Consider the following 20126-nt stretch of genomic DNA (forward strand, 5'->3'; position numbering starts at 1 on the left):
TCAGCGCCCGCGGCGTCCGAAGCGCACTGCATCCAGCAGCACGAACACCAGCGGCCACAGGCCCATGCCCAGCAGCGGCGCCCACCAGTACGACCATGGCAGCGTGGGTTCGCCCACGGCGATGTGGACCACGGCGCTGACGATACGGTCGTTGAACAGCAGGCCGCCAATGGCCAGCACCTGCTGGGACATCGGGAAGAAGCGGATGCGCGCGCGGAAGCGCTGCAGGATGAACGTGAGCATGACCAGGCGCAGCGCCTGTTCGCCCAGCACGCCGCCATACAGCAGGTCGGCGATCACGCCGCAGACGAACGCCACGCCCAGCCCGACCCGGTCCGGCGCCTCGATCACCCAGTACGCCAGCACCAGCGCCAGCCAGTACGGGCGCAGCGGCTGCAGCAGCTCCGGCAGGGGCAGCAGACCGAGCAGCAGGGCCAGCACCACGCTGACCGGCAGCACCCACGGTTTGTCGCGCAGGCGGCTCATGGTTGTGCCTCCTTCGGAGGCGCGTTTTCCGTTCTCCGGCCAATGGCCGGGGCTACCGCTGGCTGCGGTGGGTTTTCCATGGGCCGGCCAACGGCCGGCGCTACCGGTGAAGCTTCTGGAGGAGAGCCCCCTTCTTGTTGAAGGGGGCGCGCCGAAGGCGCGGGGTTAAGGGGGGATGCACCCCCGGCAGCCGGATTCGTCGTCGACGAATCTGGCTGAAGCAGTTGGCGGGCCGCAGGCACGCTGACTGCTTCACCCGGTCGGAGCAGCAGGACATCGCGGCCGCGATCGAGCTTGGCCGCCGGTTCCAGCTGGCCTACCAGGAAGGCATGGGTGTCGTCGGGGCGCAGCGCGGTGATCCTGCCGACCGGGAAGCCGGCCGGGAAACGGCCGCCGAGGCCGGAAGTGACGATCTCGTCGCCCACTTCCACGCCCGCGCTGAGCGGAATGTCGCGCAGTTCCAGGGTGTCGCCGCGGCCGTACACGATCAGGCGCACGCCGTTGCGGGCCACGGTGACCGGCACTGCATGGTCCGGGTCGGTGAGCAGCAGCACGGTGGCGTTGCTGCCGGTGGTGGCGATCACCTGCCCCATCAGCCCGCCGGCGTCGATCACCGCCTGCCCGATGTGTACGCCATCGCGGGTGCCGGCGGCCAGCACCAGGCGCTGCTTCACCGGGTCCAGGTCGATGTCCAGGATCGGCGCCAGCTGCACGTCCAGGCCGCTGCGCTCGGCCACATTGAGCAGTTCGCGCAGCTGCGCGTTGTCCAGCGCGGCGGTCTGCAGGCGGGTCAGGCGTGCGTTGGCAATCAGCAGCTGGTTGCGCAGCTCGCGGTTCTCATCGACCAGCTGGCCGTGGCTGGCTGCGTTGTCCTTGACCTGGGTACCGAGCCGGCCCGGCAGGCCAGCCAGCGCCCACACCGGCTGTACCAGCACGTTGGCCTGGGCGCGTGCGCGCGCCAGCCAGCCGGCCTGATCGTCGAGCACGATCAGGGTGATGGCCAGGGCGAGGTAGGCGAGCAGCCGCAGTGGGCTGCTGGCATCACCCTGGCGGGAGGCTACGGGAGGACCGGCGTAGGGCGGCACGAGGAGTTTCGACTGATCAAGGGGCGGAAGGCAGCGGGGCAGAGCCCCGCTCTACGGAGAACGGCAGAACGGGGCAACAGGATGCGACAACGCCCCGGCGCTGCGATGCCCGGCGTGGCGGGCACGCAACGGGCATCACGCCGCAGGGGCGCGTCCAACTCACAGGACCGGTACGGCTTACTCCGGCGCAAAGAACTCGTTGCCGTGCATGTCCACCAGCTCCAGCGCACGACCGCCCCCCCGGGCCACGCAGGTGAGCGGGTCGTCGGCCACCTGCACGTGCAAGCCGGTTTCTTCGGAAATCAGGCGATCCAGGTCGCGCAGCAGGGCGCCGCCACCGGTCAGGACGATGCCGCGCTCGGCAACGTCGGCGCACAGTTCCGGCGGGGTCTGCTCCAGCGCCAGCTTGACCGCGCTGACGATGCCCGACAGCGGCTCGTGCAGGGCCTCAAGCACCTCGTTGGAGTTGATTTTGATCATCTTCGGCACGCCCTCGGCGAGGTTCCTGCCGGAGATTTCCATCTCGATGACCTCGGCCTGCGGGTAGGCGCAGCCCAGCTCCACCTTGATCCGCTCGGCGGTGGCTTCACCAATGAGCATGCCGTGATTGCGGCGCACATAGTTGGTGATCGACTCGTCGAAGCGGTCGCCGCCGATCCGCACCGAGGCCGAATAGACGATGCCGTTCAACGAGATCACCGCCACTTCGGTGGTGCCGCCGCCGATATCGATGACCATCGAGCCCCGGGCTTCGGTGACCGGCATGCCGGCGCCGATCGCCGCGGCCATCGGCTCTTCGATAAGGAACACGTCGCGGGCACCGGCTTCTTCGGCCGATTCCTTGATGGCGCGGCGCTCGACCTGGGTCGAGCCGGCCGGCACGCAGACCAGCACGCGCGGGCTCGGGCGCAGGAAGCGCGACTTGTGCACCTTTTTGATGAAGTGCTTGAGCATCGCCTCGGTGTAGGTGAAATCGGCGATGACGCCATCCTTCATCGGGCGGATGGTGGTGATGTGGCCCGGGGTACGGCCCAGCATCTGCTTGGCTTCGGCGCCCACGGCGGCCACCGAACGGGTGCCGCCGATGGCACGGTCCTGGCGCACGGCCACGACCGACGGTTCGTTCAGCACGATCCCCTGCCCGCGCACGTAAATGAGGGTATTGGCCGTGCCCAGGTCGATGGACAGGTCATTGGAGAACATGCCACGCAGTTTCTTGAACATCTGGGAGTTGATCCTGAGGGGTGCCGCGCCCAGCGCCGGATGGCGAAAAATTGGGCAGAATTCGAAGTCGACAAGCCTAGCAATCCCCCTGTGCGCGAGCAAGGACAAATCGGGCCCAACGTCAGCCTTGCCGGCCATTCAGCCCAGACCGGACAGCCGGGGTTCTGGCCCTGCGGCGCCGCACCCGTTAACCTTTCCGCCATTGGGCGCCTCAGGGCGCCGTTTCGTTGCCCGCCTGCCGGGCCTCAAACCCCATTCCGCATAGGCCTTAATCGATGTCCGCTTTGATCTGTGGTTCTCTTGCCTTCGACACCATCATGGTGTTTCCGGACCAGTTCAAGAATCACATCCTGCCGGACAAGGTGCACATCCTGAATGTCTCGTTCCTGGTGCCGCGCATGCGCCGCGAGTTCGGTGGCTGCGCCGGCAACATCGCCTACAACCTGCACCTGCTGGGCGGCGAGCCGATCCCGATGGGCACGGTGGGCTCGGACTTCGGCCCGTACCGCGAGTATTTCCAAGGCCTGGGCATCGATCTGAGCCGGGTCAAGGTGATCGACGAGCTGTTCACCCCGCAGGCCTTCATCACCACCGACCACGACAACAACCAGATCACCGCTTTCCACCCGGGCGCGATGATGCGGTCCTACGAGAACCACGTGAAGGACGTGCCGGGCGTAACCCTGGGGCTGGTCGGCCCGGACGGCCGTGAGGGCATGATCCAGAACTCCCAGGAATTCTTCGAGTCCGGCCTGCCGTTCATCTTCGACCCGGGCCAGGCCATGCCGCTGTTCAATGGCCCGGAGCTGCGCACCTTCATCGAGCAGGCCGACTACGTGGTGGTCAACGACTACGAATCCAACCTGCTGCAGGAACGCACCGGCTGGGACGAAAAGGAGATCGTGAGCCGGGTCAAGGCCTACATCACCACCCGCGGCCCGAAGGGCGCGGTGATCCACACCCCGGAAAAGACCTACGACATCCCGCCGGCGCACGAGCGCCGCGTGGTCGACCCGACCGGCTGTGGCGACGCGTTCCGCGCGGGCCTGATCTACGGCATCGAGAAGGGCTACGACTGGCTGACCATCGGCCGCATGGGCAACCTGATGGGTGCACTGAAGGTGGAGCACCCGGGCACGCAGAACCAGCGGTTTACGTTTGACGAATTCAACGAGCAGTTCAAACAGCAGTTCGGTTACGCCCTGAACGGTTGATCGCCTTGCGATCAACCGCTGCCCACAATTCGCCTTAGGCGAATTGCGGGCCCCATTTGCATACCACCTAATCCCCGCGCCTTCGGCGCGCCCCCTTTAACAAAAGGGGGCTCTCCTCCAGATCGATTACGCGCGGCGGGTTCGCCGTAGCGCCGGGCTCTGCCCGGCTGCCTTTCGCGCGGTGGATCACCGCGCGATCAGTTCCACCAATTGGGCATGCGGCTGGCGTCCACGCCGCCGGTTTCGAAGACGGCGGTGCGGGTGCCGCCGGCCTTTACCGGGAACTCGATGCTGATTCTCTTGCCCTTGCGTGCGAGCTTCCACAGCGCTTTCTGGTCGGTGATGAACATGGCGATGGCTTCGTCGGTCTTCGGGCGCCAGGCGGCCATGTTGATCGGCTTGCCGTCGTCCACGGTCACCTTCACCGTGCACTGCGGGCAGCGGAAATCGCCGGCCTGCAGCACCAGGTAGGCGTGGCGCTTCCACTCGGGATGGTCGCGGAAGATCAGCTGCACCGGCGTGGGGCCGCTACCGTCCACGTCCACGCGCTCCTTGCTGTAGATCGAGGCCGAGACCTGGTTGCCCTTGCTGCCCACCGGCACCTGGTTGTACTGCCACAGGCCCTGCATGCGGCGCAGCTCGCGCGCGGTTTCAGCCTTGGCCTTGACCTCGGCGTAGCCCGGCTCGACGCGCGCGGCCACGTCGGTGTCCTTGTACTGGTCCAGCAGCGAACCGCCATGGATGCGCGCGCGCTCCCAGTCCTGGGCGGCTACCGCCATGTCGTACTGCTTGGCCACGCCTTCGGCTTTTTCTTCCTGCTGCGCCTTGGCAGCGGCGGCAGCGGCTTCCTGCGCCCTGCGCTCTTCTTCCGGGTTGCTGCAGGCAGCCAGGGCAAATGCGCAGGCAGCGGCGAGAATCAGTCGTTTCATTGCAGGCTCCAGGAGTCGACGACGCCCAAACGCGTCACCCGCCTACTGTAACGGGGAGGCCGGTAGGGTCGCATCCCGATCGACGATGTGCATGGATGCACGAGTGGCGCGGCCGCAGGATGCGGAGGAGCGCCCCGCACGCATACTCCCCACGTTCGATGTCGGCATGAAAATCAACGGCAAAGACGTTTGCTCCGCCAAAGGTCATGCCATTACCGAACGTGGAGATTGCGCGTGTGGTCGATCGGGATGCGATCCTACCGGCGACCCTCGCCACCGCGGACGCCCCCGGACAGACAACGGCCCGAAGACCATCACCACCGGTCACGAACCCCGGATACGGCAACGGCGGGTTTCCCCGCCGCTGTCGTTCTACGCATGGCCGGGAATTACTTGCCGGCGCTTGCCTTGTCCAGCATCTCCTGCACCGACCCGGTGGTGATCGGGTGGTAGCTGGGCTTGGCCTTTTCGAAGGCCGCCTTGGCGAAGGCCAGGCCTTCCGGGGTCTTCACCAGTTCGGCGTAGATCGGCAGGATCAGCTTGCGGCGGCCCACGCGTTCGATGAAGGCACCGGCGGCCTCGTTGGCGTCCACATAGCCGCTACGGATCGACAGCGGATACCAGCGCATCGCGATTTCGCCATTGGCCGTACCGGTGAAGTGGTAGGCCTTGTCCAGCGCGGCCAGCTTGTCGACCGGCAGGGTCTTGCCCATGCCGTCGATGAAGTGCACCCATTCCTGGGTACCCCACTCGCTGGTGATCTGCGCGCTCGGCAGCTTGCCGCTGCCCTGCCACGCAATGCGCGCGGTATCGACGATGGAGAAGTTGCGCGAACGCGCCTTGGTGGCGAACGCCGGAATGCCCGGCTCGTCCAGCCATGCCTTCAGCTCGGCATCGGTGACCGCGCCGGGCTTCTTCGACAGCAGGTTCTTCTTCAGGTACTCGACGAACTGGTCGGTGTTGGCGCTCTGGAAGGCGTGGTCATCGAACCAGCCGCGCAGGAACGGATCGAACACGTCACGGCCGAAGCGCTGTTCCAGGAACTGCAGGAACCACGACCCCTTGACGTAGGCCACGTTGCTCAGCGCCTCGTCCGGGTCGCGTTCGGTCAGCGGCGGCAGTGCCAGGGCCTGGTCGGCCGGGCTCATGTCCTTGACCTCGGCCAGCAGGTCGTTCTGGTCGATCTCGCGCTCCATCTCGGCCATTTCCTGGCCATACAGGGCTTCGGTGATGCGGCCCTGCACGTAGGTGGTGAAGCCTTCGTTGAGCCAGATGTCCTTCCAGCTCGAGTTGGTCACCAGGTTGCCCGACCAGCTGTGCGCCAGCTCATGGGCGACCAGCGACACCAGCGACTTGTCGCCCACGATCACGGTCGGGGTGGCGAAGGTCAGGCGCGGGTTCTCCATGCCGCCAAACGGGAACGACGGCGGCAGCACCAGCATGTCGTAGCGGCCCCAGCGGTATTCGCCATACAGCTTCTCGGCCGCACCGATCATCTTCTCGGTGTCTTCGAACTCCTTGGCAGCCTTGCCGACCATGGTCGGCTCGGCCCAGACACCGGAACGGCCGGAGATCGGCTCGAACACCAGGTCGCCGGCAGCGATGGCCAGCAGGTAGGACGGAATCGGCTGCGGCATCTTGAAGGTGTAATCACCGTCACGCGCGGCCTTGGGATCGTTGTCGGCGCTCATCAGCACCATCACGTCCGGGCGCGAGGCCACGTGCGCGCTGTAGGTGAAGCGCACGCTCGGCGTGTCCTGCAGCGGCACCCACGAACGCGCGTGGATGGCCTGGGACTGGCTGAACATGAAGGGCAGCTGCTTGCCTTCGGTCATCGACGGTTCCAGCCACTGCAGGCCCGACGCGGTCGGTGCGGTGTGGTAGGTGACCAGCACCTTGCCCGGCTGTTCCGGTGCCTCGATGGTCAGCTTGCTGCCGAACACCTTGTCGGCTGCCGCCAGCGCGAACTGCAGCGGGGCGGTGCTGCCATCGGCAGCAACGGCCTCCACTTTCTCGATAGTCAGCTCGCGGGTGTCCAGCACCAGCTGTTTGGCCGCCTTGTCCTTCCACTCCAGGGTGTAGGTGGCGGTGCCGCCGATCTGTTTGGCGTCGAAATCCAGCTTCAGGTCCAGCGCAAGGTCCTTGATGACGACCTTATCCGGCTCGGCATAGGAACTTTCATCGTGGCTACGGTTGACGGCTTTCACGGCGGTGTCGGCGCTCGGCTGGGCGGCGGGGGCCGCGGTCGGGGCGGCGGGCTCTTTGGAGCAGCCGGCGACAAGCGCGACGGCCAGGGGAATCAGCAGGAACGGGGATCGCATGAATCGGGACCGATCAGGGTGAAACCGCCAGTTTACCCCCGTCCACGACCTAACCCCCATTCAGTCTCCTTCGCGCAGCAGCCGGGCGCCGCCGGCCGCCTTGGCCCGGTACATCGCGGTATCGGCGCGCCGGTACAGTTCGCGCAGGTCCTCGCCCGGCCGATACGCGGCCGCGCCCGCGCTCGCATTCAGCGGCGGGTCGGCCGGGTCGCCCGGCACGGCCAGCCGCTCCAGCCACTCGCGCAGCCGCGTGCAGGCCACGTCATGGCTGTCGTGCACCGCCAACAGGAACTCATCCCCGCCCCAGCGCCCGATCCAGTCGCCGGGCTGCAGCCAGTGGCGTGCCGAGACGACCAACCTCACCAGCACCTGGTCGCCGGCGAGGTGGCCGTGCGCATCGTTGATGGGCTTGAGATTGTCCAGGTCGATCACGAACAGGGTCAGCGGTTGCCGCCGCGCCTGCGCCTGGCGGGCCGAATCGGCCAGCGCCTGCTCACAGCCGCGCCGGTTCAACGCCTGGGTCAACGGATCCAGCAGCACGCTGCGGCGTAGGTCGCGCAGGCCGGCATCCACCCCATGCAGGCTGCGGTTGATCCCGCGCAGCAGGCGCCCGATCTCGTCGTGGCCGAGGTCAGGCAGGTGCGGAAGGCGCTGTTCGTCGTAATAGGCTTCCAGCGCCTCGGCCGCCTGGCGCAGCGGCGCCATCAGCCGGTACAGCGCCATCATCGCCATGCCGGTACCCACCAGGGTGGCACCCAACACGACGCCCACCACGGCCCACAGGGTCTCCTGCTGGTAGCGGTCGCTGAAGGCCATCCACAGCAGCAGCACCAGCAGCGGCACGTGCACGCCGATGAACACGACCGTCATCAGCTTGGCGCTGAACGAACGGGGGAACACGCGGGCCAAGCCGCGATATAGGCGCATGGCAGGCCCTCTCTGACAACCTGTCTGCAGTGTGGCCGAGCTCTCTCAGCGGGAACCGGACCGGTGTCTCAAACCTTGTAGCCGGAGTGGATCGACACAATGCCGCCAGTCAGGTTCTTGTAATGGCAGCGCGCGAAACCGGCCTCGCCCATCATGATCTTGAGCTGCTCCTGCGGCGGGTGCTTGCGAATGCTCTCGGCCAGGTACTGGTAGCTGTCACCGTCGCGGGCGAACAGCTGGCCCAGCTTGGGCAGGATCTTGAACGAATGGAAATCGTAGATCGGCTTGAACCAGTCGGCGGTGACTTCGGAGAACTCCAGCACCCGCGCCTGGCCGCCCACCTTGAGCACGCGGTACATCTCACGCAGGGCGGCATCCTTGTCGGTCACGTTGCGCAGGCCGAAGGCGATGGTCACCAGGTCGAAGCTGGCATCGGGGAACGGCAGGGCTTCGGCGTTGCACTGGACGAAGTCGAGGCCGGACACCACGCCGCGGTTGGTCAGGCGGTCACGGCCGACGGTGAGCATGCCGGCATTGATGTCGCCCACCACCACCTGGCCGTCTTCGCCCACGCGCTCCTTGAGCAGCGCGGCAATGTCGCCGGTGCCGCCGGCCAGATCGAGCACGCTGTCGCCCGGCTTCACCTGGGCGGTGGCCACGTAGTAGCGCTTCCACGCCCGGTGGATGCCCAGGCTCATCAGGTCGTTCATCAGGTCGTAGTTGCGCGCGACCGAGGTGAACACTTCGCCCACCAGCTTCTGCTTGTCCTTGGCGGCGACATCGCGGAAGCCGAAATGGGTGGTGCCAGTCTTGTAGGGGGATTCGCTCATGGCCCCGATTATCGCACCGCTCGCAGGCCGGCGGCACCTTATGATGCCCCCTTCAGTCCAACGGAACCCCCATGATCACCACCCCCGACTACACCGCCCTGCTTGAAACCGCCATCGCCGAAGCCCGCCAGGGGCTCGCCGAGGGCGGCATCCCCATCGGCGCGGCGCTGTACCACACCGATGGCCGCCTGCTCGGCTGCGGCCACAACCGCCGGGTCCAGGAGGGCGACCCGTCCGTGCATGGTGAAACCGACGCATTCCGCAAGGCCGGCCGCCAGCGCCGCTACCAGGACACCATCATGGTCACCACCCTGGCCCCCTGCTGGTACTGCAGCGGCCTGGTGCGCCAGTTCAACATCGGCACGGTGGTGGTGGGTGAATCGGTCACCTTCCAGGGCGGCATCGACTGGCTGCGCGAAAACGGCGTGCAGGTGATCGACATGCAGAACCAGGAATGCATCGACCTGCTGGGCGGATTCATCTCGGCCCACCCCGAGGTCTGGAACGAAGACATCGGCGAATAACCGCCGGTTTCCGCGCAACCGCGCGGGGATACATGCCGAATGCGCCGCCCCACCGTCGGGCGGCGCCGCGCAGTCATGAATGCTTCAGTTACGCGGCGTCGCACGGACGGCCCGCTGCGCCTGACTGTGCGCTTTTTCCACATGCTGTCAGCGGCGCGGGGGAAAACGCCGCACACGCCACGCTCACAACTCGCCATTCGCGTGCGCGCAGGATGAATGCGCACCCCGGTATCGCTGCAATTCCCCCCACGCCCACTGCACATCGCCATGACACGGCATGCACCGCGCGTTACGCACTATCGGGTTGCCCTTCCTCCTTTTGAATCGAAGCAACCATGTCCTCCGTTCCGCTATCCATCCCCGCCGTGATCAATGTCGAGGCCGAGGTCAACCATTGGCGCCAGAAGCATGATGCCGGCGAACTCCGGTCGGCGTCGTTCGGTCACTACATACCTTGGATCAAGTTCGCCTGCGACTCGCTGATCACCCATCCGAAGGCGTCCGACGACGTGCGTGAACGGGATTTCCAGGACCACTACGCTGCGCAGATCATGGCGAAGTTGAGCGTGGCCGAAGCCCGGGAGTTCGTCGAACAGGTCTGGGAGCACGTCTACCTGACCAACCAGCACGATCAGAATGCGCGCCCGAAGTTGACTGCGCGCGCCTGAGCCGCGGCTGCACGGCGCCTACACGGCGTGCCTGCCATTGATGGGCCCCGACCCACTGCCCCCGGTTCCCATGAAACTTCGCAGCGTCTTCAATCTGGTCGCCAAGAAGGCGTCCTACGCGGCGGGTACGCCGTGGACCTTCCTCGGTGCGGTCAGCATCGTGCTGATCTGGGCCCTGAGCGGGCCCGTATTCAAGTTCAACGACACCTGGCAGCTGGTGATCAACACCGGCACCACCATCATCACCTTCCTGATGGTATTCCTGATCCAGCACAGCCAGAACGCCGACACCGCTGCCATCCAGATCAAGCTCGACGAGCTGATCCGGGTCACCGCCGAAGCCAACAACGAACTGCTGGACCTGGAAGAGCTGGACGAGGAACGGCTGGAAGAGATCCGCCGCACGTACGAGGCCATGGCCCAGCAGGCGACGCAGACCCTTCAGAAGCGGCGCGAACGGTGACGCGTTACATGGGACACGCGCGGCGTGTCGCTACGCGCATGCCGAACCCTCGTCACGTGTCCCGCGCAACGCCCGGCCGTAGCGACACGCCATGCGTGTCCCACGTAACGCGTCACCGCGCGGCGACATCCCCACGCTCATACCACCCGCCGCCCAGCACCTTGTACAGGGCCACCTGGTTGGACAACCGGTTCAACTGCGTGGTCACCAGCGACTGCCTTGCGGTGTACGCCGTACGCCGCGCATCCAGCAACGTCAGGAAGCTGTCCAGCCCCGCGTCATACCGCGACTGCGACAACGTCCGCGCCTGCTCGGCCGCGGCCATCAGTGCTTGCTGCGAGGACAACTGCGCATCCAGGCTGTCATTGAGCGCCAGCGCGTCGGCCGCCTCGCGGAACCCGGACTGGATCGCCCTTTCATACTGGGCCAGCGCGATATCGCGGTTGGCATTGGCCACGCCCAGACCGGCGCGCAGTTTGCCGCCCTGGAAGATCGGCAGGGTCAGCGTGGGCATGAAGCTCCACGCGCGGGTGCCGGAATCGAACAGGCCCGACAGTTCCGACGAGGTAGACCCCACGCTGCCGGTCAGGCTGATCGACGGGAAGAACGCCGCGCGCGCCGCGCCGATGTTGGCGTTGGCCGCCAGCAGCGTGTGCTCGGCGGCCATCACGTCCGGGCGGCGCAGCAGCACATCGCCCGGCACGCCAGCCGGCAGCGCACGCACGGCGGCCACGTCGGTCGCTTCGCTGTCGGGCAGCAGCGCGTCGTCGATCGGGCCACCGGCCAGCAGCGCTAGCGCGTTGCGGTCCTGGGCGACCTGTCCCTGGTACCGCGCTACGTCGGTGCGTGCGGTTTCCACCAGCGTGCGGGTCTGGCTCAACTCCAGCGCCGAGGCGCCACCGAGCTGGTGCCGCGCTTCGCTCAGGCGCAGTGAATCCTCGTAGGTGTCCAGCGTGGCCTGGGCGATCTTCAGCTGTTCGCGGTCGGCGCCCAGGGTCAGCCATGCATTGGCCACCTCCGCCACCAGCGACAGCTGCGCGTTGCGGCGGTTGGCCGCCTCGGCGAAGTACTGCTGCAGGGCCGCTTGGCTGAGGTTGCGGACGCGACCGAACAGGTCCAGTTCGAACTCGACCACGCCCAGGTTGGCGCTGAACTGTTCGGTGACCGGCGCATCGCCACCACTGCGGGTCATCTGCCCCTGCACGCCGAGGGCGGGTACCCGGTCGGCGCGCTGGATGCGGTACTGCGCGCGTGCCTTGTCCACGTTGAGCACGGCCACGCGCAAGTCGCGGTTGTTGTCCAGCGACTGGGCGATCAGCGACTGCAGGCGCGCATCGACGAAGTAATTGCGCCAGCCGATGTCGGCCACGTCCACCGCTGCAGCAGTCGAGGTGGTGGCCGGCCACTGCGCCGGTATCGCCGGGGCGACCTCGGTGCTGCGCGGTTCGAGTGAGGCGCAGCCGGAAAGAAGTGCAACGAGAGACAGTGCGAGGTAAGTGGGTTTCATTGAATGGATTCCGTTTGAGACCGCCTGGGCCGGCCAACGGCCGGCGCTACCGGGGTTTCGACGCCCGTCGGGTTTCGACGCCCGCCGGGTTTCGACGCACGTCGGGTTTCGACGCATGTCGGGTTTCGACGCATGTCGGGTTTCGACGCACGTCGGGTTTCGACGCACGTCGGGTGTGATGCCGTCCGACGGAGAGCGCCGGTAGCGCCGGCCGTTGGCCGGCCCAGGCGGTACATCACCGTCCGGCAATGCCGGCAGCCATCAGAGGTTCTCTACCTTGTCCGCCTTGGCCTTGCGGTTGAAGAGCTTCTGCACCACCACAAAGAACAGCGGAATGAAGAACAGGCCCAGCAGGGTGCCGACGATCATGCCGCCCAGCACGCCGGTACCGATCGCGCGCTGCGCCCCCGAACCGGCGCCGGAGGCGATGGCCAGCGGCAGCACGCCCAGGCCGAACGCCAGCGAGGTCATGATGATCGGGCGCAGGCGGTCGCGTACCGCGTGCATGGTGGCTTCCAGGACGCCAACCCCCTTCTCCATGTTTTCCTTGGCAAACTCCACGATCAGGATCGCGTTCTTGCTGGTCAGGCCCACCGTGGTCAGCATCGCCACCTGGAAGTAGATGTCGCGTTCCATGCCGCGCATGGAGTTGGCCAGCACGGCACCGAGGATGCCCAGCGGCGCCACCAGCAGCACCGAGGTCGGCACGCTCCAGCTTTCATACAGCGCGGCCAGGCACAGGAACACGATCAGCAGCGACAGCGTGTACAGCAGCGGCGTCTGCGAGCCGGCCTGGCGTTCCTGGTAGGACAACGCGGTCCACTCGATCTCGAAGCCCGGTGGCAGGTCCTTGGCGATGCGCTCGATCTCGGCCATGGCGTCGCCCGAGGCCACGCCCGGCGCGGGCTCGCCCTGGATCTCCATCGCCGACACGCCGTTGTAGCGTTCCAGGCGCGGTGAACCGTAATCCCAGCGCTTGGTTGCGAAGGCACTGAACGGCACCATCTCGCCGGCAGTGTTCTTCACCGACCACAGGTTGAAGTCGTCCGGGTTCATGCGGAACTCCGCATCGGACTGCACATACACGCGCTTGACCCGGCCACGGTCGATGAAGTCATCGATGTAGCTGCTGCCCCACGCGGCGGCCAGGGTGCTGTTGATCGCACTGGTCGCCAGGCCGAGGGCATTGGCCTTCTCCACGTCCACGTCGATGCGCAGCTGCGGGGTGTCTTCCTGGCCGTTGGGACGCACGTTGGCCAGCAGCTTGCTCTGCCCTGCCCCGCCCAGCAGCTGGTTGCGTGCATTGAGCAGCGCTTCGTGGCCCTGTCCACTGTTGTCCTTCAGGAAGAAGGTGTACCCCGAACCGATGCCCAGCTCCGGCATGGCCGGCGGGGGGAATGCGAAGATGAAGGCGTCCTTGATCTGGCCCAACGCGCCCATCGCGCGCCCGGTGATCGGGCCCACGCCCTGGTCGGCGTCACGGTCCTTCCAGTCCTTGAGCTTGATGAAGGCCATGCCGGCGTTCTGGCCCATGCCGGCGAAGCTGAAGCCCTGCACCGAGAACACCGATTCCACCGCCTCGGTTTCGTTGGTCAGGAAGTGGTCTTCCAGCTTGTACATCGCCTCCAGGGTGCGTTCCTGGGTGGCGCCAACCGGGGTCTGCACCAGCGCCATCAGGATGCCCTGGTCTTCATTGGGCAGGAACGAGCTGGGCAGGCGGGCAAACAGCAGGCCCATCACCACCACCAGCGCGGCGAACACCGCCATGAAACGCCACGGCCGCGCCAGGATGCCCTTGACCCCGCGCTGGTAGCCTTCGCTGGAACGGTCGAAGCCACGGTTGAACCCGTTGAAGAAACGGCCCGACCAGCCCTTGTGTGCGACGTGGTGCTCGCCCTTCTTCAGTGGCTTGAGCATGGTGGCGCACAGCGCCGGGGTCAGCACGATGGCGACCAGCACCGACAGCGCCATGGCCGACACGATCGTGGCCGAGAACTGCCGGTAGATCACGCCGGTGGAGCCGCTCATGAACGCCATCGGCACGAACACCGCCGACAGCACCAGGCCGATGCCGACCAGTGCACCGGTGATCTGGCCCATGGACTTGCGGGTGGCTTCCAGGGGCGAGAGGCCCTCTTCGGACATGATGCGTTCGACGTTCTCCACCACCACGATGGCATCGTCCACCAGCAGGCCGATCGCCAGCACCATGGCGAACATGGTCAGCATGTTGATCGAGAAGCCCAAGGCCGCGAGGATGCCGAACGTGCCCAGCAGCACCACCGGTACCGCGATGGTCGGGATCAGGGTGGCACGGAAGTTCTGCAGGAACAGGTACATCACCACGAACACCAGCACGATGGCTTCGAGCAGGGTCTTGATGACGCCCTTGATCGAGACCTGCACGAACGGCGTGGTGTCATACGGCACTACCGATTCGAGCCCGGCCGGGAAGTTCTGCTTCAGGTCATCGAGCGCGGCGCGCACGCCGTTGGCGGTGTCCAGCGCGTTGGCGCCAGTGGCCAGGGTGATGGCGATACCGGACGAGGGCTTGCCGTTGTAGCGGGTGACGAAGTCATAACTTTCCGCGCCGAGCTCGACACGCGCGACGTCGCCCAGCCGCAGCTCGCTGCCGTCGGTGCCACCGCGGACCAGGATGTTGCGGAACTGTTCCGGGGTCTGCAGGCGGTCCTGCGCGTTGATGGTGGCGTTGAGCTGCTGGCCCTTGATCGACGGCGCACCGCCAAGCTGGCCGATCGCCACCTGTGCGTTCTGCGCGGTGATCGCCGCAGTCACTTCTTCCACCGACAGCTTGTAGGTGTGCAGCTTGTTGGGATCCAGCCAGATGCGCATGGCGTACTTGCCGCCGAACACCTGGATGTTGCCCACGCCCGGCACGCGGCTGAGCGGGTCGACGACATTGGAGCCGACGTAGTCGGAAATGTCGGTGGCGTCCATGCTGCCGTCGCTGGAGACGAAGCCGATCACCTGCAGGAAGCCGCTGCTGGACTTGGCCACGTTGATGCCCTGCCGCTGTACTTCCTGCGGCAGCAGCGGCATGGCCAGCTGCAGCTTGTTCTGCACCTGCACCTGGGCGATGTCCGGGTCGGTGCCGCTTTCAAAGGTCAGGGTGATGGTGGCCTGGCCATTGGCGGAACTGTTGGAGGAGAAATAGATCAGGCCATCAATGCCCTTCAGGTTCTGCTCGATGATCTGGGTCACCGAGTCCTCGACCACCTTGGCCGACGCGCCCGGGTAGGTGGCGCTGATCTCGACGGCGGGCGGTGCCACTTCCGGGTACATCGACACCGGCAGCTTGAGCACCGCCAGCGCACCGGCGAGCATGATGATGATCGCGATCACCCACGCGAAGATGGGGCGATCAATGAAATAACGAGCCATGAAATTCTCCGCTTACTGCTTGTCGGCCGCGGCCACCGGCGCTGCCGGCTTGGCCGGCGCTGCGCCCATCTCGGTGGCCTGCACGGGCATGCCCGGCTGGATCTTCTGCAGACCTTCGACGATGACCTTGTCGCCGGGCTTCAGGCCGTCCTCGACCAGCCACTTGCTGCCCAGCGCGCGGCTCACCTTGACCGGCCGCACTTCGACCTTGTTGTCCTTGCCGACCACCATTGCGCTGGTGTCACCCTTGGCATCGCGGGCGATGCCCTGCATGGGCACCAGCAACGCGTTGTCGCGCACGCCGCTGCCAACCACCGCACGCACGTACATGCCCGGCATCAGCACCTGGTCGGGGTTGGCGACCTTGACCCGCAGCGCGTAGCTGCCGGTGGCGGGGTCGACGCTGACCTCGGAGAATTCCAGGGTACCCTTCTGGTCGAACGCGGTGCCGTCATCGAGCAGCACGGTCACCGGCAGGCTCTGGTTGTCCTGCAGGCGGCCACTGGCCAGCTCACGGCGCAGCTGCAGCAGTTCACTGGCCGACTGGGTCAGGTCCACGTAGATCGGATCAAGCTGCTGCACGGTGGCCAGCGCGTCGGCCTGGCCGGCGCTGACCAGCGCGCCCTGGGTGACACTGGACTTGCCGATGCGGCCGCTGATCGGTGCGGTGATGCGTGCAAAGCCCAGGGTGACGTTGGCGGCATCCAATGCGGCCTTGGCGGCACCGACATCGGCCTCTGCCTGCTTCTGCGCGGCCACGGCGTTTTCCAGGTCCTGCTGGCTGACCGCATCGACCCTGGCCAGCTCGGTGATGCGCTTGGCGCTCAGGCGGGCGGCGTTGGCGGTGGCTTCGGCGCGGGCCAGCTGGGCACGGGCGCTGTTGGCCTCGGCGCGGTAGCTGGCGTCATCCACCTGGTACAGCGGCTGGCCGGCGGTGACCAGGCCACCTTCGGTGAACAGACGCTTGGCCACGATGCCGCTCACCTGCGGGCGCACTTCCGCCACCAGGAACGCGTTGGTGCGCCCGGGCAGCTCGCGGGTCAGGCCAACCTGTTCGGCCTTCAGGGTGGCCACGGTGACCTGGCCCGGCCCGCCCTGCGGGCTGCCTTCACCTCCCCCGCCACAGGCGGACACGGTCAGGGCAATCGCGAGGGACAGCGCGAGAAGACGGTACGGGGAACGGGACATGGGGAGGCTCGCAGGAGAACGGAAAGGAAGGACCGGCCTGGTATCGACGAACCGGGACAGCGGACGACGACAGGTCGGGCGAGGCCCACGCAGGTACGCGCACGCCTCACCGGATATCAGTGGGGCGTAAATATACATACATGCATGTTTGTTTGTAAACGGGTACAATTCAGGCCGGTTTCATCCAGCACGTGCACCCAGCGCCATGGCCAGAAAAACCAAAGAAGCGGCGCAGGCCACCCGGGAAGGCATCCTGGATGCGGCCCAGAGCTGCTTCCATGAATTCGGGGTCGCCAATACCAGCCTGGCGATGATCGGTGAGCGCGCCGGCTATACCCGGGGCGCGGTGTACTGGCATTTCAAGAACAAGACCGAAGTGCTGACGGCGATGATCGACCGCGAGCGCGTGCCGTTCATCGAGCGGCTGCGCCGCACCGCCTCGTCCAAGCGCACCACGCCGGTGCTGGACCTGCGCTCGGCGTTGCTGGTGTCATTCCAGGAGATTGCCGAGGACGAGCGCCTGCGCAACATGCTGGAGATCATGCTGCGCAACGACCTGTCGGTAGAAAGCCAGGCGATGCAGGACATGCAGCGCGAGATGTCACGCGAGGAACTATCGATTTTTGCTGCGGCGTTCCAGCGCGCGCGCGCGCTGGGTCAGTTGCGCGAAGGCGTGGACGTGGACACGGCGGCCCGCCTCATCAGCACCAGCCTTACCGGCGTGCTGTACAGCACGATGCTGGAACCGGAACTGTTCGACCTTGAACGCGATGGCACCCAGACCTTGGATGCCATTTTCGGCGCGTTCGTACTGCCCGGCGTGTTCACCCCGGGCGCGCCGCCGGAAGCGCTGCCGACCGAAGACGAAGCGTGATTGGTCCGGTGTCGCCTGTGTGCCGGCGACAATGGTGACTGGTGGGTGGTTTCGGTCTGGGTGTACACCCGGACGCATGAATCCGACCGGTCACCTCACCGGCTCCGGACATTCGGGCCGCGCGTAGCGCGGCCCAACCGTCCGAAGGCGTTTGCGCGACGATCGCGGCCAACATTCCGGCGTTTAGAGGTTCCGAAGCCGCCCATCAGGCGCCATGACGTTCGAGCGAAGAGCAGCCGGGCAAAGCCCGGCTCTACCGCGTTGACCCGCCGGTTACAGGATGTACCGGCTCAAGTCAGGGTCCTTGACCAGCTCGCCCAGGTGCTTGTCCACGTACGCCCTGTCGATGGCGATGGATTCGCCGTCACGGTCCGGGGCTTCGTAGCTCAGCGAATCAAGCAGGCGTTCGAGTACCGTATGCAGGCGACGTGCACCGATGTTTTCCTGGCGCTCGTTGACCTGGAAGGCGATCTCGGCAAGGCGGTCCACTGCCTCGGCGGTGAAGTTCACCGCGACGCCTTCGGTCTGCAGCAGTGCTTCGTACTGCTTGGTCAGCGCCGCCTTCGGTTCGGTCAGGATGCGCACGAAATCGTCCTTGCTCAGCGCGCCCAGCTCCACCCGGATCGGGAAACGGCCCTGCAGCTCGGGAATCAGGTCGCTCGGCTTGGCCAGGTGGAACGCGCCGGATGCGATGAACAGGATGTGGTCGGTCTTGATCGTGCCGTACTTGGTCGACACGTTGGAGCCTTCCACCAGCGGCAGCAGGTCGCGCTGCACGCCTTCGCGCGATACATCGCCGCCACCGACGTTGTCGCCTCGCTTGGCCACCTTGTCGATCTCGTCAATGAACACGATGCCGTGCTGTTCGCAGGCCTCGATCGCCGCGGTGCGGATGTCGTCCTCGTTGACCAGGTTGCCGGCCTCTTCTTCGAGCAGCAGCGGGCGCGCCGCCTTGATCGTCAGCGTGCGCTTCTGCGCCTTCGCGCCGCCGCCCAGGTTGGCGAACATCGACTTCAACTGCTGGCCCATTTCTTCCATGCCCGGCGGGGTCATGATGTCCAGGCTCACATTGGCCGAAATATCCAGCTCGATCTCACGATCGTCCAGCTCGCCATTGCGCAGCATGCGCCGGAACTTGACGCGGGTTTCGTTGTCCTGCGCCGACGGCTCGTTGCGGGCCGCTTCCGGGTCGAAGCCGATGCCGCCGGCACGGCGCGGCAGCAGCGCGTCGAGGATGCGGTCTTCGGCGCGCTCTTCGGCCTGGTTGCGCACGCGGACCTTGGCCTGCTCGCGGTACAGCTTCACTGCGGTGTCGGCGAGGTCGCGGATGATCTGCTCGACGTCCTTGCCCACGTAGCCCACTTCGGTGAAGCGGGTCGCTTCCACCTTCACGAACGGGGCATTCGCCAGCGTGGCCAGGCGGCGCGCGATCTCGGTCTTGCCGACGCCGGTCGGGCCGATCATCAGGATGTTCTTGGGCATGACTTCATTGCGCAGCTCGGGCACCAGCTGCATGCGCCGCCAACGGTTGCGCAGCGCGATGGCCACCGCGCGTTTGGCGTCATGCTGGCCGACGATGTGGCGGTCCAGCTCCTGCACGATCTCACGCGGGGTCATGGTGGCGGAGGAAACTTCGATCTTGTGCGGCATGGGATGGGTGCTCACAAAATAATTCTGGGGGAATGGCAGGGCTGTCCGGATCTACGGCAAAACACGTAACGTTTCGGTAGAGCCACGCCCTGCGTGGCTGGATGGGTACGGCTGCCACGCAGGGCGTGGCGCTACACTGAGGCGGTCAATGGTCATGACGTAACGGTGAGGTAGCGCCGGCCGTTGACCGGCATTCCAACACCGCCTGGTCCGGCCAACGGCCGGGGCTACCGCGCTTTAAGCGCTACGCGCTTAAAGCTCTTCCACCACGACATTCCGGTTGGTGTAGATGCAGATGTCGCCGGCGATGTTGATCGACTCGGTGGCAATCGTGCGTGCATCCAGTTCGGTATGCGCCAGCAGGGCGCGCGCGGCGGACAGGGCGTAGGAACCGCCGGAACCGATCGCGATGATGCCGTCTTCTGGTTCGATCACGTCACCGGTGCCGCTGATGATCAGCGAGGTGTCCTTGTCGGCCACGGCGAGCAGCGCTTCGAGCTTGCCCAGGCGGCGTTCGGTACGCCAATCCTTGGCCAGTTCCACGGCGGCGCGCTGCAGCTGGCCATGCTTCTCAAGCTTGGCTTCGAACAGCTCGAACAGGGTAAAGGCGTCGGCGGCGGCGCCGGCGAATCCGGCCAGCACCTGGCCCTCGCGGCCCAACCGGCGTACCTTGCGCGCATTGCCCTTCATGACGGTGTGGCCAAGGGTCACCTGGCCATCGCCGGCCACGGCAACATGACCGTTGCGGCGCACCGAAATGATGGTGGTGGCGTGAAACACGTTGGGATTCTGACTGGGGTCCATGGAGCCTCCGGGGTGACAAGAACAAAGGTG

The 20126-nt window shown here is 66.1% G+C and carries 17 protein-coding genes; 5 read left to right on the forward strand and 12 right to left on the reverse strand.

The window, feature by feature from the left end; translation table 11 throughout:
* From mreD to J7J08_RS05030, 3 genes are all read right to left on the reverse strand, one after another.
* Positions 1 to 486 (reverse strand): rod shape-determining protein MreD, encoded by a 486-nt coding sequence (gene mreD, locus J7J08_RS05020; RefSeq protein WP_214902138.1) that lies wholly within the window; start codon positions 484 to 486, stop codon positions 1 to 3.
* Positions 483 to 1571, reverse strand: coding sequence for a rod shape-determining protein MreC (gene mreC, locus J7J08_RS05025; RefSeq protein WP_214902140.1), 1089 nt, complete (start codon positions 1569 to 1571; stop codon positions 483 to 485). Before mreC ends, mreD begins: the two co-directional genes overlap by 4 nt.
* Before the next feature lie 177 nt (positions 1572 to 1748).
* A complete protein-coding gene (locus tag J7J08_RS05030; protein ID WP_038686189.1) occupies positions 1749 to 2795 on the reverse strand; it encodes a rod shape-determining protein in 1047 nt (348 codons plus the stop codon).
* 275 nt (positions 2796 to 3070) lie between these two features.
* Here J7J08_RS05030 and J7J08_RS05035 point away from each other — a divergent pair, with 275 nt between their 5' ends.
* A complete protein-coding gene (locus J7J08_RS05035) occupies positions 3071 to 4009 on the forward strand; it encodes a carbohydrate kinase family protein (protein ID WP_214902142.1) in 939 nt (312 codons plus the stop codon).
* Between the two features lie 197 nt (positions 4010 to 4206).
* Here J7J08_RS05035 and J7J08_RS05040 read toward each other — a convergent pair whose 3' ends face one another.
* From J7J08_RS05040 to ubiE, 4 genes are all read right to left on the reverse strand, one after another.
* Positions 4207 to 4938 (reverse strand): hypothetical protein, encoded by a 732-nt coding sequence (locus J7J08_RS05040; RefSeq protein ID WP_214902144.1) that lies wholly within the window; start codon positions 4936 to 4938, stop codon positions 4207 to 4209.
* Positions 4939 to 5327: 389 nt separating this feature from the next.
* On the reverse strand, positions 5328 to 7259 hold the full coding sequence (locus tag J7J08_RS05045; RefSeq protein ID WP_214902146.1) for a M1 family metallopeptidase: 1932 nt from the start codon (positions 7257 to 7259) through the stop codon (positions 5328 to 5330).
* Between the two features lie 60 nt (positions 7260 to 7319).
* On the reverse strand, positions 7320 to 8186 hold the full coding sequence (locus J7J08_RS05050; RefSeq protein ID WP_214902148.1) for a GGDEF domain-containing protein: 867 nt from the start codon (positions 8184 to 8186) through the stop codon (positions 7320 to 7322).
* 68 nt (positions 8187 to 8254) lie between these two features.
* Positions 8255 to 9016 (reverse strand): bifunctional demethylmenaquinone methyltransferase/2-methoxy-6-polyprenyl-1,4-benzoquinol methylase UbiE, encoded by a 762-nt coding sequence (ubiE, locus tag J7J08_RS05055; protein ID WP_214902150.1) that lies wholly within the window; start codon positions 9014 to 9016, stop codon positions 8255 to 8257.
* A 71-nt stretch (positions 9017 to 9087) separates the two neighbouring features.
* Between ubiE and J7J08_RS05060 the strand changes: the two genes are divergently transcribed.
* From J7J08_RS05060 to J7J08_RS05070, 3 genes are all read left to right on the forward strand, one after another.
* Positions 9088 to 9540: a nucleoside deaminase gene (locus tag J7J08_RS05060; RefSeq protein ID WP_214902153.1), complete on the forward strand. Its 453-nt coding sequence runs from the start codon at positions 9088 to 9090 to the stop codon at positions 9538 to 9540.
* Between the two features lie 335 nt (positions 9541 to 9875).
* The gene (locus tag J7J08_RS05065; protein ID WP_214902155.1) at positions 9876 to 10208 is read left to right on the forward strand and encodes a hypothetical protein; all 333 of its coding nucleotides are present in this window, start codon (positions 9876 to 9878) and stop codon (positions 10206 to 10208) included.
* A 70-nt stretch (positions 10209 to 10278) separates the two neighbouring features.
* Entirely contained in the window at positions 10279 to 10671 is a 393-nt protein-coding gene (locus J7J08_RS05070) for a low affinity iron permease family protein (RefSeq protein ID WP_214902157.1), read from the forward strand.
* Between the two features lie 112 nt (positions 10672 to 10783).
* Here the strand turns inward: J7J08_RS05070 and J7J08_RS05075 are convergent, their stop codons facing one another.
* The 3 genes from J7J08_RS05075 to smeD form a co-directional block, all read right to left on the reverse strand.
* Complete coding sequence (locus J7J08_RS05075) at positions 10784 to 12178, reverse strand: efflux transporter outer membrane subunit (RefSeq protein WP_214902159.1); 1395 nt, start codon at positions 12176 to 12178, stop codon at positions 10784 to 10786.
* Between the two features lie 261 nt (positions 12179 to 12439).
* Complete coding sequence (gene smeE, locus J7J08_RS05080; protein WP_214902161.1) at positions 12440 to 15580, reverse strand: multidrug efflux RND transporter permease subunit SmeE; 3141 nt, start codon at positions 15578 to 15580, stop codon at positions 12440 to 12442.
* Positions 15581 to 15592: 12 nt separating this feature from the next.
* Positions 15593 to 16768: a multidrug efflux RND transporter periplasmic adaptor subunit SmeD gene (gene smeD / locus J7J08_RS05085; RefSeq protein ID WP_214902163.1), complete on the reverse strand. Its 1176-nt coding sequence runs from the start codon at positions 16766 to 16768 to the stop codon at positions 15593 to 15595.
* Between the two features lie 205 nt (positions 16769 to 16973).
* Here smeD and J7J08_RS05090 point away from each other — a divergent pair, with 205 nt between their 5' ends.
* Positions 16974 to 17642, forward strand: coding sequence for a TetR family transcriptional regulator (locus tag J7J08_RS05090; RefSeq protein WP_214902165.1), 669 nt, complete (start codon positions 16974 to 16976; stop codon positions 17640 to 17642).
* 273 nt (positions 17643 to 17915) lie between these two features.
* Here the strand turns inward: J7J08_RS05090 and hslU are convergent, their stop codons facing one another.
* The gene (hslU, locus tag J7J08_RS05095) at positions 17916 to 19292 is read right to left on the reverse strand and encodes an ATP-dependent protease ATPase subunit HslU (protein WP_214902423.1); all 1377 of its coding nucleotides are present in this window, start codon (positions 19290 to 19292) and stop codon (positions 17916 to 17918) included.
* Positions 19293 to 19544: 252 nt separating this feature from the next.
* On the reverse strand, positions 19545 to 20096 hold the full coding sequence (hslV, locus tag J7J08_RS05100; protein WP_017356659.1) for an ATP-dependent protease subunit HslV: 552 nt from the start codon (positions 20094 to 20096) through the stop codon (positions 19545 to 19547).
* Between the last annotated feature and the right edge of the window lie 30 nt (positions 20097 to 20126).

It is taken from the genome of Stenotrophomonas sp. ISL-67 (genome assembly GCF_018612915.1).
Lineage (GTDB): Bacteria > Pseudomonadota > Gammaproteobacteria > Xanthomonadales > Xanthomonadaceae > Stenotrophomonas.